Raw genomic sequence first — 12,154 nt, 5'->3', positions numbered from 1 at the left:
GTTGCCGCCCTCGCCCACGACCTTGCAGCGCAGCTCGCCGCCCCCCGTCCCGCCGAGCAGGACGGGCCCCGCCGCGGGCGCCGACGATCCGGCGGCCTGGGCGGGAGCCGGAACCGGCGCGGCGGGAGCGTTCGGTGCGTGCCAGGTCGTCCGGGAGACGCCCCGCCGGACGGAACCGTGGCCCCTGGCGACCGCGACGGCGGCTGCCCGCCGCGTGCTCATGCGAGGAGCGGCCGCGGCCTTCCGGCCATGACGCTCCAGGGCCGCGACGACACTGGGCCGGACCTTGCCGGACGTGTTCGTGACGGCCCTAGCGCGTCCAGGGGTCTCGTGAGCGGGCGACGGCGTCGGCGCCGGACGCGGTGTGACAACGCTCGGCACCGGACGGATCGGAGGGATCCGCAGCGGGACGACCGTGTCAGCCCGCGGCACGACGGCGAGCGCCGAGGGAACCGGAGCCCGGCCCCTCAATGCCGCCGAGGCATCCCGCACGATGCCGCCGGACGCGTGCAGAAGCGCGCCGGGCCCGGACACCGCCACGCCCTGCGGCGCGGCCGTTCCGGAGGTGTCGGCGGATGCCTGGGCGGCCCCGCCGACCAACCAGCCGGCGACGACGAGCCCGGCGAGGACGAGAAGCCTGCGGACCGCCCGCTGGGCGAGCGCACGACGCAGCACGGCGGTCGCCGCCGGGATCCGCGCCGGGCCGTGGTCCACGAGCTCCTCCTGCCGGGGTCGTCCCGTCCGCCAGGACCGGCGGACGGCACCAAGAGCGGGTCAAGCCGCTCTCTACGGAAGGTGACCGTAGCACCACGCAGCGCGCGACAGGAGGTGATTACACGCCCTTCGACGAAATTCTCAGGAGCGATCAAGGAAGGTGTCGAGAACCCGCACGCCGAAGCGCAGACCGTCCACCGGAACGCGCTCGTCCACCCCATGGAACATTCCGGAAAAATCCAATTCCGGGGGAAGTCGAAGCGGCGCGAACCCGTAGCAGCGCATGCCGAGCCGGGCGAACGCCTTGGCGTCCGTCCCGCCGCTCAGGCAGTACGGGACGGGCAGGGCGCCCGCGTCCTCCGAGGTCAGCGCCGCCTCCATGGCCGCGACCAGGGCCCCCTCGTACTCGGTCTCGACAGCCTGGTCGTGATGCACGAATTCGCGGTGGACGTTCGGTCCGAGCAATTCATCCACGGTCGCGAAGAAGTCGTCCTCGTAGCCGGGAAGGAATCGGCCGTCCACCTGAGCGGTCGCGCTCTGCGGAATGACATTCGTCTTATATCCGGCATCCAGCCGGGTCGGATTCAGCGTGTGCCGCAGCGTCGCGCCGATCATCCGTGCCAGCGGCCCGATCTCCGCGAGGCACCGCTCCGGGTTCGCCGGGTCGAACTCCACCCCGTACGCCAGGCACGCCCGCTCCAGGAACGCCCGGACGGTCTTGGTCAGCTGGATCGGGAACTCGTGCCGCCCCAGCCGTCCCACCGCCTCCGCGACGGCCGTCACCGCGTTGTCCGGATGCACCATGGACCCGTGGCCGGCCGTCCCGTCGGCGGTCAGCCGCATCCACGCGATGCCCTTCTCCGCCGTCTCGATCAGGTACATCCGCTTGTCGCCGGGCACGGTCAGGCTGAACCCGCCGACCTCCCCGACGGCCTCGGTGCACCCCTCGAACAGCTCCGGATGCTCCTTGACCAGCCACTGGGCGCCCCACGTACCGCCGGCCTCCTCGTCGGCCAGGAACGCCAGCACCACGTCCCGCGGAGGCCGCCGCCCCTCCCGCAGCCGCTGCCGGACGACCGCGAGCATCATCGCGTCCATGTCCTTCATGTCCACGGCCCCGCGACCCCAGACGCACCCGTCCGCGATCTCCCCGCCGAACGGGTCGCGCGTCCAGTCCTCGGCCCGCGCGGGGACGACGTCCAGGTGCCCGTGGATCAGCAGCGCGTCCCGCGACGGATCCTCGCCCTCGATCCGCGCCACCACGCTCGCCCGCCCGGGATGCGACTCGAAGACCTGAGGCCGCAGCCCGACCTCCTCGAGCTGCCCGACGACGTACTCCGCCGCCTCCCGCTCCCCCGGCCCCGAGTGATCACCGGGATTGCTGGTGTCGATCCGGATCAGCTCCTGGCAGATCCGTACGACCTCGTCCTCGGCATCCGGCAGACCCACGACAACCACCCTCATCCGTCCTCGCGCCTACCCGACCATGGTGCCCCCACGATCGACTTCGCCGCGACTCCCGACCTTTGGTACAGTGAAGCCCGCCGCCGCAGCCACGAGCTGCGGCGCCACACCGGTCCGGGTGGCGGAATAGGCAGACGCGCTAGCTTGAGGTGCTAGTGCCCTTTACGGGGCATGGGGGTTCAAGTCCCCCCTCGGACACGTACCGCTCGCACATGTGGGGGCTCGGGAATCACCCGGGCCTCCACTATTTGCTTTTGAGGGTAGTACGTCATCGTCAGACCGATCTGCCTATAGAGGTCGGCCTTGTCGACCGGGTCAGCCTTGCCGATAGCCTGCACCGATCCCCCGTGTGCTCCAACAGGGCAGTGATCTCGTCCCTGCCGACCTGCTTCTCCTGAGGCGTTGTCCGGATCTGCCCTTTCAACCGCGCCTGCTTGCCCTTGGTCTCGTTAATCCATGCCGTGACCTCGGCCGGGTCGGCTCCGGCGTCCAGGGCAGCCCGGTAGGTCTGTCGGCGCGAGCACCTCGCTCCAGCCAAGGTCAGCATCGACCTGCTCAACTCCTGGGAGAACGGCCGGTCCCGGCCCCAGTCCGAGACGATCGATCGGCTCGCCCGGCTTTACAGGTCGAACGCGATCCGTCTGGGCTTCGCTTTCGACTACAGCGACGGTGACGACAAGGGGGTTCCTCCCCAGTTGCCTGTTCCGCTCCAGCCTCGCGGCGAACTATCTGGCCCCGCCAAGCCGAATCTCTCCGTGCCTGCCGACACGCCGCCATCGGTGTTGTCCGTCGACTCAGCCACGGTGTTCTACCAGAGGTGGCGAAGCGCCGAGCAGCCGGAGGCGAGCCTGTTCGTCGAAGTGGAACGACTCCGTCGAGCGATGGACCGCACGTGGGCCATGGGAACCGCTACCGAAGACCAGATGGATCGGATGGACGAGAGCGGTCTCCAACTTCGCCGCGACTACCTCGTCACGCCACCGTTGCCGATGCTCTGCCAGCTCATGCTGGAGTTCACCGATGTTCAGAGCCTCGCCTCACACCGGCAACGGGGTCCGATCCAGCGCCGTCTCTCCCACGTTGCCGCGATTCTGGCAGTCCTGGCCGCCGACGCTCTGATGAAACTCGGCGACCTGCGCCAGGCCCGGTCCTGGTACGGAACAGCCAGGGCCGCCGCTGACGACACCGGCGATCCCCGCCTGCGTGCCCTGGTACGCGCGCAGGAGGCGATACTGCCTTACTACTACGGGGACCTGGTCGACGCCGTCCGGTTGGCAGCCGAAGCCCAGTCGATCGCACGGGCCGTCCCCTGTTCCCCCGCCGCGCTCGCCGCCGCAGCCGAAGGCCGCGCACGCGCCCGCCTCGGCGACCACAGCAATGCAGCACAAGCGCTGGCAGAAGCCCAACGGATCTTCTCGAAGATCAAATCCTCCGCTTCGGCGAACCTGGCGTTCGACTTCACCGAGGAGCGTCTCTACCTGTACCTCAGCGGTGCTCACGCCCATATGCCCGACATACGTTCGGGCGGAAGGCCCAGTAACGCCTGCTCGGTGAGCACGCAGGCGCCAGCCGTCTCACCGCTCCTTGCCAGAGACGCGGCCCGATCCAAGGTGACCAGCGTGGGGTCGATGCTGGGCACGTTGGCTTTCCGGCATAGGGCGAGGGCTTGCTCCTGGACGGCTCGGGCTTGCCGCGGCGCTGAACTCCTACGGCTGCGCAGCAACGCCGTCTACAAGCTCAAAGACCCGATCATCGTGCGGATCGCCACCGCACCCACCGCCCCGGAGCGGCTGCCCGCCGTCCTGGCCGTCACACGCTGGCTCGACCAACACGGCTTCCCCACCGTCCGACCAGCCGACCACATCGCCGACCAGCCGGTGATGTGCTCTGGCGTCGCCGTCACGTTCTGGGACTACGTGCCGGGCAGCGACGTCCCCTCCACTACCAGCGAACTCGGCCGCCTCCTACGCGACCTGCACGACCTCCCCACCCCACCCATCGCGCTCCGCCGCCTCGACGATCCGTTGGCCAGTCTCCGCGCCAACCTCCAGCGGCATCCCGGCAGCCTTCCGCCGAGTGAACGCGATTGGCTGAGCCACCACATCACCGATCTCAGTGAGCAGTGGGAGCAACTGCCGTTCGTCGGACCTCCCGTCCTCGTGCACGGCGACGCCTGGATCGACAACCTGTTCCGCCACCGCGACGGCCACGTCGTCCTGGGCGACTGGGACAGCGTCGCCCTCGGGCCCCGCGAATGGGATTTGATTCACAGCTACCACGGCCAGATCCGCTTCGGCCTCAACCAGCACGACGTGGACGCCTTCACCGCCGCCTACGGCCACGACCTACGCGCATGGCCCGGCTACCAGACGCTCCAATGCATCCGCGACCTCTACGCCGTCGGCATCCACATCCGCAACGCCCACGGCGACCCCTTCTCCCGCCAAGAACTCAGGCGCCGAATGCGCTCCCTCATCGAAGGAACCACCGACCGCTGGTACATGAAACCCACCTGACCGCGAAGCAGCCCCCATTCCGACCCTGAACCTTCAGCCTTGCACCACGGCCTTGCACAGAGAGCAGGATCAGCTGCTGCGAGAAGCAGAGGCGATCGGCGCGACCGGCACCTCAAATCTCCCGAACGCAGCTAGACGGCTATCCCGCCGTCCGCGCGCTTCGCCGGGCCCATGCGCGTCGGGCGCGCTACCTTCCCGGTGTACTTCCGCGGGAAGCGAGTACTCGCTGCGGACCTACTGTGCGACTTCGTGCTCACCACTGATCAACGCGGAGACGCCGCGCTCCGCAGCATGACCCTGCACCTCTACTGACCAGCCAACCGCATCACCCATGGCGAGCACACTGAACGGCCCGCCCCCTACGCCCCGTTGAGCGAACGTGGATTGGTCTCCCGAGCACCGCGGACTATCCGCCCACTCGGATCCGGTAAGCCGTGACTAGGCCACGACTGATTTCTCGGTGGTCATCAGGTAGCGGGCGAGGATGACGTCACCGATGGGACGGACTTCGGCCAATGCCATCCGGTTGGCAGGGTGGTGATGGAAGGCGCCTGGGCCCACAAAGCGCGGGGCCTCCGGGTCGCCGACGAAGAACGGGGCGATCACGAGCTGGAGTTCGTCGGCAAGGCCGGCGGTGAGGAACTGGGTGTGGACGGTTCCGCCGCCCTCGACCATGAGCCGCTCCACCCCGCGGGAGGCCAGCTCGTGAAGGATCGTGGTCACCTGGACCGGGTCGCCGACGTCGACGACGGTGGCGACCCCGCCGAGCGTGTCGCGGCATTTGTCGACCGCCGGGGACGCGCAGTACACGATCTTCTCGACATCGCCCGCGGTGAAAAACTTGGCGGCCGGGTCAAGGTCGCCGCGTGCGGTGAAGGTGACCTTGATGGGGCTTTCCGGCAGGCCGCGCTCGCGGCGTCCCTGGCGGCGGGCTTCGCTGCGGACCAGCAGGCGTGGGTTGTCCTGGCGGATGGTGTTGGCTCCGACCAGGATGGCGTCGACGCTGGCTCGCACGTCGTCAACGCGATCGAAGTCTTCGTCATTGGACAGCAGCAGACGCTGGTCGGTCGCGTCGTCGATGTATCCGTCCACCGACGCTGCACACGACAGCAGCACGTACGGGCGTTCACTCATGAGAGATCTCCATGCTCATTGGTGATCAGCTGTTCGACGATCCGGACGTAGTCCTCAGCCGGGTCTGTGGTGACGTTGAGGGCAGTGAAGTCCTGCTCGGAGATCCAAGCCCGTAGGCGTGGGTCCTGAGCGGCGCGGTGGTAGAAGCGGCGTGCCGTCCCTCCCGAGCCCGGTAGCGGGATGACTTTCTTGCCGGCGGCCAGAGCGAGGTCGATCTCGATTTGGGTTCCGGCGGCACCGCCGAGGACCAGGACGTACTCGGCATCGTGGATGACGTTGCGGTGCCCGAACAGACCGAAGGCTTGGGCGATTTCAGGTGGGCGGTACTGGTCGGCGATGTAGGTCATGACCTCGATGCCAACTCCGACAGGGCCGTGGCTGACCTGGTAGCCGTTGCTCATGACGAGTCTGGCGAGGCACTGGATGGCCGCGTTGATCACGCTGGCGTCGGTGTCGGGGGCGCGGCTTCCACAGATCGCCACCCTCACACCTCGTGCGGGTCCGGGTCGTTCGGTGGCGCGCGAACTGCGGTCGTACTGGGCGGTCCGCAAGGCATCGGGGTTGGTCGGCGCGAGGCCGAGCAGCAGGCGGGCCTGGTCGGGAATCTGTAACCCGCGGCGATGCGGGTGAGGACCTCGATGTCGGAGACACGGCCTTGGCGGACACCACGGATCCAGTTGGAGATGTCGGATCGGTCGTGCTGGGTCACCAGTGCCAACTGGGTCTGGGTGCAGTCGGCGAAGGTGTCCAAGAACAGGCGGAGAAGGTCGGCCACGTCCCGGCAGGCCAGGGCATGGCGGATGTCTTCCCGGCACCAGAACGCCACCGGGACACTCCCCGGATCAAACACCTTGCGTTTGGTCACGTCGGTCGCGCCTTCGGCTCACACGTGGTCCCCGCCCGCGAGCGTAGCGCTGTCAAGCCCGAGCGCAATCCCTAACGGTTGACGGGCTCCGTGGACTGGTTCCACGGGCTGCGGCCACGGGCTCGTTCACTGGGCCAAACGACCGAATCCCGGAAGGTAGAACGGCCCGAGGGCTGCTATGGGACCACGGCGCGCGGACCGCCTGACGTCCCGAGGCATCGCAGAGACCACCCAACACCCGACATGGAAGGCGACAACGATGATCACGATCGACGGCACCAGCACGGACAGCGACCTCCTCGTTGCCGTGAAGACCCTCTCTGTGGTCCACGACCGATTCGACTCGGCGTTCTCCGACTCAACCGGAACCTCTGCCGGTGATGACGGCGAGAACAAGGACCACAACTTCCCCGGCCGGGGCTGACCCCGCCCTCAAACACCGATCCTGAAACCGGGAGGACGGTCCCGATCCCCCGCGCGGGGCTGTCCTCCCGTCCCTCCGATCGACACGGATCATTCAAGGAGCAGATGATGGAACACCTTGTCGTGGCGGCGATGGAAAACGCACTCGGCGGGACCGGGCCGGGGAGAGTGGGTAGCGACTTCGCGCGGGGAGGCTTCGACCCCGAGCTGTCCGCGCGCCTGCTGACACCGACGAAGTTGCTCGATCTCGCGATGCGCCGCAGCCTGACCACCCCGCAACTGCGCTGCTTCCGGGAGGGCCGGGAACTCCACCCGGTTCTGTACTCAGCCGACGAGGTCGGACGCCGGGGCCAGAGCATCCGGATGGTGGACACCGTCAAGCTCGACGCTCTCCTGCGCGAAGGCTGCACCCTGGTGCTGGACGAGGTGGACGTGTTCGACCCGAGGCTGGAGGTGTTCTGCCGGGCCCTTCAGTGGTGGTCGCACGAGATCGTGCAGATCAACGCGTACCTGACTACCCAGGAAGCGGCCGGCTTCGACATGCATTGGGACGACCATGACGTGATCATCTTCCAGGTGGCGGGTGAGAAGACCTGGGAGGTGCGCGCCCGGTCGCGTACGGCCCCGATGTACCGGGACGCCGTCGCCACGCTCGAACCGAGCGAGGACGTCGTGTGGCGGGGAACGCTGAGGGCTGGGGATGTGATGCACATCCCGCGGGGTTTCTGGCACCAGGCCACCCGGGCCGAGCGCGGTGAAGGCTTCAGCCTGCACGCCACCGTCGGGTTCGTGAAGCGAACCGGGGTAACGTGGCTGGACTGATTGGCCGACCAGGGCCGGGCCGACGAACTGTTCCGCACCGACCTGGACAGGTTGGCTCCGCCGCAGGTGTGGGCCGCCCAGCAGACCGAGCTGGTCGCGGCTGTAGCGAAGCTGGCCGCCGACCGCACCCCCGCCGAGTCCCTGCACGCGCGGGAAACCCAGCGGCGACCGGCCCGCCAGACCCCGCCGCCGACCTGTTCATGCGACCGCGCGAGGCGGTATGCGTCACCCAGTTCGCGCCGCACATCGACCGACACGGCAGCACCATCGACGTCCTGGCCGCCGGTAAGAAGCTCACCTTCAAGGCGCGCGCCGCCGCCCCGCTCAACGCCCTACTGAGCGGCGCGCCGGTCGAGCTCACCGACGCCGACACGGTCACCGTCGCCACCGCGCTGATGAAGGAGGGAATATGCGCGCCGATGACCGAGGAGTTGTCCTTGGGCTACACCGGTCTCGTCACCGCCGGCACACGCTAGAGGCCGCCCTGGACCTCGGCGTCCGCCGCCTCGACACCGCCTACAACTACCTGCGGTTCGCCTCCCACCGGGCGCTGACCGAAGTAGCCGGTGACCTGCTCGGCGAGTTCGAAATCTCCACCAAAGTCGGGCTCTTCCCCGACGGTCACAGCCTCGACCCGCTCCGGCTGCGAAGGGCGGTCGAGCAAAGCGCCACCGAGCTCGGCCGACCACCGGACCTGGTGTTCCTGCACAACCCCGAACAGTCCCTGCACGGCCTGCCAGAACCCCTCGGCCGCGATGTCTTGGCCGCTGCCGTCAACGCACTCACCGACAGCGTCCAAATGGGGTTGTTCAACCGGTGGGGCATCTCCTCCTGGAACGCCGAAGCGCTCATGCCGTATCTGGGCGAGGTGCCTGCCCCGGTGTACTGATGACAAGGTGTGGGCTGACCTGCTCCCCGGCCACGCTGGACGCCGCCGAGGACCTCGCCGAACTCCTCGGCGTCCCCGCCGCTGGCTGGTGGGGAATGGCACCGTTCAGCGGGGCCCCGCCGCCGTCTCCTGGCCCACCCTAAGCACCTTCGCCCACAAGCAGGACGCGACGACACCGCTTCAGGCCGCGTTCGCCGTCGCCTACCACCTGCCCGAACTGGCGGCGATCGCCGTGGGAGCTGATCAACGCGACCATCTCGCCGAACTGGTCGCTGCGACCGGAGTCGACATCGACCCCGCACGGGTGGCCGCGTATCGCACCCTCCTTACGCAACGGAAGGCTACGGTGACGGCGTGAATCTCCAAGCGTCCCTGTTCGACCTGGCGAAGGTGCCGCACCACGACGTCCTCGACACCATCGAAGCGCGACTGGGCCTCACCCTCGACCGGGCCGCCGGACACTACAGCGCCCTCAACGGAACCGCCGGATTCCCCACCAGTGCGGGCACCTGGGTCCGCCTTGCCCGGCACCGCCCAGCCGAGCTGAACGCTGAGGCGCTCACCGGATTCGAGGCCGCGCTGGTCCTCGCCGAAGTGCCGCGCCCCGTCTGGCGATCCGCCGCGACCTGGTACGACAACGACCGCGCGGTCGTGTGGCGAGCCGATGAAATGACGCGGGTCACCGACCCCGCAGTCTCGAGCACCGGATCCGTCACTACCAACCCCGGCCTACCAGACACCTGGTGGGCAGACCTGCGAGCCGCATCCAAGGCGCTGGCCACCCACCCGACTCGACGGGTCTGCATGCCCCAGGAACACCTGTCCCAGCGGATCGTCGAGGTATACGGAGACAAGGTCGACACGACGATCACCGACTGGGCGACCGTCCACGGCGACCTGGGATGGGCGAACGTGTGCGCGCCGACACTCACACTCATCGACTGGGAGTCCTGGGGCAGAGGGCCAGCCGCCCTCGACGCCGCGACACTGTGGGCCGCCTCACTCCAGGTACCGGCCCTTGCCGCCAAGGTACTGGAGGCGTTCGACGAGGTCCTGTCCGCCCGGACCGGGCGCCTGGTGCGGCTCATGCAGTGCGCCAACGTCGCCAGGGCCTTCAACCGAACCAGCCGGAAGGGACCGCTCACCGACGCCATGGCCGCCAACGCGCCCGAACTGCTCGCCGAGCTGACCTGAGCAGCGACCCCCGCATGGTCTGCGATGAAGCTGCAAACAAGAGGCAGCCGCAAGGGCCCGACTCTCTGACCGGAGCAGGGCTCCCGGCCTGTGCGACGACAGGGCCGGGAGCACCACTCCCGACTACGAGTTCAGCTCAGGGAAGCAGTCCGGGCAAGTCCTGCGCTCGTACGTGAACTCCGCCGCGTCGATCGTGACCTCGCGCGGCTTGTAGGTGTTCATTCCCTGAGTGCGGCAGATGCCCTGCCACTTAACGATCCGGATGCAGCTCGGGCTGCGGTGGTACATCTTCCCCTTCTCGGTGATCCAGACGCGGGTGGGGAAACCCGGAGGCCTCGTCCTGCTGGCCCTGGCACAGGGCGTGCAGCGTGCGGGGATGCGGCCGTGGACACAGCGATCCACCTTCATCACCTTCACTTTCCCAAGCAGTCGACCGGTCGTGCTACGGGAACTTCAGCGCTCATACACTCCGTGCGCCACCAGCAAGCTAGGCCCCCTGGTCGTAATTTGCAACAAATATCCGATAACACCGGTTATCAGTGGTTTGCTGAAAGTAGGCACCTATTCCTTCGTACAGTCGTGGCAGTTGCGGTTCGAGGGGTATCCGCGAGGCCTAAGAAGCGCGACGAGCCAACTTCCACTGTCGGCCCCAGCGGTCGACGCACTTCCTCCGGAGCCCCACCGCACTCCTGCTCGCGAGCGCAGCATTCGGCACGGTCGGCTACCTGATCGCCCGCAGCCGCAACAACACCGAGCGGGGCCAGTGGCGCGATGACCACAACCAGCTGCAGACCGCACTCAAGCTCGCCGAGGAGCAGCGCGAACAGGCCCGCGCACAGTACGGCGAGATCCGGTCTGAACGGGACGCCGTACGGGCCGCTCTCGGCGAACGCGAGGCGGCCTGGGGCGAGCAGACCGCTAGACTGCAATCCTCCACGGAGAGCCTCGGGCAGGTCAGCACCGACCCCACGGCGGCGAGGGAGAGGCTCCAGCGGGCTGAGTCCGACCTCCAGCTCCTGACCGACTCCCTCGAGACGAGCCGCCGCCAGCTGTACGAGCGGGACAGCGAGCTGGAGCGCGCCGGCCGGGTCGAGTTCGAGCTCCGGGCCGTAGTCACCGAGAAGGAGAAGACGCTCAACGAGCACAAGACCAACCTCGGGAAGCTCCGTACCGAGCGGGCAACGCTGGAGAAGCAGCAGGCCGAAGTGACTGCGGCCCAGAAGCAGCTCGAACAGCTCCGCGAGGAGTACAGCCTCCTTCAGTCCAAGCAGATCGAGGCGGCCGTCAACAAGATCCTCACCACCTCCCAGGAGAAGCTGGCCACGACGGCGAACGACAAGCTCGGCTCGGCCACCCGCTCAGTCAATGAGAAGCTCCGGGAGCTCGAGCAGCACATCCGCGAGTTCGACACCAAGCGCACCTCGACCGAGACGCGTCTGGACGAGCAGATCAAGCAGTTGACCGCGGAGAGCATCCGCAGCCGCCAGCAGACCGAGGCGCTGGTGGAGGCCCTGCGCAAGCCGCAGGTCCGCGGCCAGTGGGGCGAGATGCACCTCAAGCGCGCGGTCGAGATGGCCAACATGCGCGAGCACTGCGACTTCGACCTTCAGGTCCAGGTGGACGGCGACGATGGCGTCCTGCGGCCGGACATGGTGGTGCACCTGACTAGCGGCAGGAACATCGTCGTCGACGCGAAGGTGTCCTTGGCCGCCTTCCTGTCAGCCTTGGAGGCAACGGATGACGCCGAGTGCGAGCGCCTGATGGTCGAGCACGCCCGCCAGATCCGCAGCACGTGGACACGCTCGCGGCCAAGGAGTACTTCGAGAAGGTCGCAGGCAGCCCGGACTTCGTGCTCATGTTCCTGCCGAACGAGGCACTGCTCCAGGCCGCGCTCGACAAGGACCCGAAGCTCTATGAGCATGCGCTCTCCAAGCGCATCATCATCGCCTCGCCCACCATCCTGATCCCCATGCTCCGCACGATCGAGATCGCGTGGACCGAGGCTGCCCTGCAGGAAAACATGCGGCAGGTGCACAAGCTAGGGCCTGTTTTGTGGATCTGGATCTTTGGGTTGTGGCTTGATGGTGGCCATGGTGCGTCGACACGAGTTGACCGATGCGGCCTGGGCGCGGA

At 67.9% G+C, this 12,154-nt stretch carries 12 protein-coding genes, 1 tRNA gene and 2 pseudogenes; 9 read left to right on the top strand and 6 right to left on the bottom strand.

The genetic code is table 11. The annotated features are described in order from the left end of the window. Both AB0J52_RS11930 and AB0J52_RS11925 read right to left on the bottom strand, forming a co-directional pair. Positions 1-714 (bottom strand): annotated as a pseudogene (locus AB0J52_RS11930) (hypothetical protein); the annotation flags it as partial. Between the two features lie 141 nt (positions 715-855). Further along, positions 856-2,163 carry a M20/M25/M40 family metallo-hydrolase gene (locus AB0J52_RS11925; RefSeq protein ID WP_500181577.1) on the bottom strand — a complete coding sequence of 436 codons (1,308 nt, stop codon included), beginning with the start codon at positions 2,161-2,163 and terminating at the stop codon, positions 856-858. A gap of 127 nt (positions 2,164-2,290) precedes the next feature. On the opposite strand from AB0J52_RS11925, the gene AB0J52_RS11920 reads away from it, so the two are divergent. After that, positions 2,291-2,376: transfer RNA gene (locus tag AB0J52_RS11920), tRNA-Leu, on the top strand. A gap of 557 nt (positions 2,377-2,933) precedes the next feature. Continuing rightward, positions 2,934-4,694 (top strand): aminoglycoside phosphotransferase family protein, encoded by a 1,761-nt coding sequence (locus AB0J52_RS11915; protein WP_500181576.1) that lies wholly within the window; start codon positions 2,934-2,936, stop codon positions 4,692-4,694. A 438-nt stretch (positions 4,695-5,132) separates the two neighbouring features. Here the strand turns inward: AB0J52_RS11915 and AB0J52_RS11910 are convergent, their stop codons facing one another. Genes AB0J52_RS11910 through AB0J52_RS11900 form a run of 3 tightly spaced genes read right to left on the bottom strand, consistent with a single transcriptional unit; the run spans position 5,133 to position 6,693 of the window. Further along, on the bottom strand, positions 5,133-5,828 hold the full coding sequence (locus AB0J52_RS11910; RefSeq protein WP_500181575.1) for a RibD family protein: 696 nt from the start codon (positions 5,826-5,828) through the stop codon (positions 5,133-5,135). Next, positions 5,825-6,310, bottom strand: coding sequence for a hypothetical protein (locus AB0J52_RS11905; protein ID WP_500181574.1), 486 nt, complete (start codon positions 6,308-6,310; stop codon positions 5,825-5,827). Before AB0J52_RS11905 ends, AB0J52_RS11910 begins: the two co-directional genes overlap by 4 nt. A 2-nt stretch (positions 6,311-6,312) precedes the next feature. After that, on the bottom strand, positions 6,313-6,693 hold the full coding sequence (locus AB0J52_RS11900; protein WP_500181573.1) for a hypothetical protein: 381 nt from the start codon (positions 6,691-6,693) through the stop codon (positions 6,313-6,315). A gap of 259 nt (positions 6,694-6,952) precedes the next feature. Between AB0J52_RS11900 and AB0J52_RS11895 the strand changes: the two genes are divergently transcribed. From AB0J52_RS11895 to AB0J52_RS11870, 6 genes are all read left to right on the top strand, one after another. Then, positions 6,953-7,117, top strand: a complete 165-nt coding sequence (locus AB0J52_RS11895; RefSeq protein ID WP_500181572.1) for a hypothetical protein — start codon at positions 6,953-6,955, stop codon at positions 7,115-7,117. A 131-nt stretch (positions 7,118-7,248) separates the two neighbouring features. Further along, positions 7,249-7,938, top strand: a complete 690-nt coding sequence (locus AB0J52_RS11890; RefSeq protein ID WP_500181571.1) for a JmjC domain-containing protein — start codon at positions 7,249-7,251, stop codon at positions 7,936-7,938. Between the two features lie 200 nt (positions 7,939-8,138). Beyond that, complete coding sequence (locus AB0J52_RS11885) at positions 8,139-8,414, top strand: hypothetical protein (protein ID WP_500181570.1); 276 nt, start codon at positions 8,139-8,141, stop codon at positions 8,412-8,414. Then, positions 8,348-8,827: an aldo/keto reductase gene (locus tag AB0J52_RS11880; protein ID WP_500181569.1), complete on the top strand. Its 480-nt coding sequence runs from the start codon at positions 8,348-8,350 to the stop codon at positions 8,825-8,827. Before AB0J52_RS11885 ends, AB0J52_RS11880 begins: the two co-directional genes overlap by 67 nt. Positions 8,828-8,915: 88 nt before the next feature. Beyond that, complete coding sequence (locus tag AB0J52_RS11875; RefSeq protein ID WP_500181568.1) at positions 8,916-9,185, top strand: hypothetical protein; 270 nt, start codon at positions 8,916-8,918, stop codon at positions 9,183-9,185. Continuing rightward, positions 9,182-10,021 (top strand): aminoglycoside phosphotransferase, encoded by an 840-nt coding sequence (locus tag AB0J52_RS11870; RefSeq protein ID WP_500181567.1) that lies wholly within the window; start codon positions 9,182-9,184, stop codon positions 10,019-10,021. The genes AB0J52_RS11875 and AB0J52_RS11870 overlap by 4 nt, the downstream gene beginning before the upstream one ends. A gap of 123 nt (positions 10,022-10,144) precedes the next feature. Here AB0J52_RS11870 and AB0J52_RS11865 read toward each other — a convergent pair whose 3' ends face one another. Continuing rightward, positions 10,145-10,423 carry a hypothetical protein gene (locus AB0J52_RS11865; RefSeq protein WP_500181566.1) on the bottom strand — a complete coding sequence of 93 codons (279 nt, stop codon included), beginning with the start codon at positions 10,421-10,423 and terminating at the stop codon, positions 10,145-10,147. Between the two features lie 803 nt (positions 10,424-11,226). Between AB0J52_RS11865 and AB0J52_RS11860 the strand changes: the two are divergent. Beyond that, positions 11,227-12,154 (top strand): annotated as a pseudogene (locus tag AB0J52_RS11860) (DNA recombination protein RmuC); the annotation flags it as partial.

The organism is Spirillospora sp. NPDC049652 (assembly GCF_040675125.1).
Lineage (GTDB): Bacteria > Actinomycetota > Actinomycetes > Streptosporangiales > Streptosporangiaceae > Spirillospora.
The sequence above is the reverse complement of the archived record's forward strand: the minus strand, read 5'-3'. Positions and strand labels throughout refer to the sequence as shown.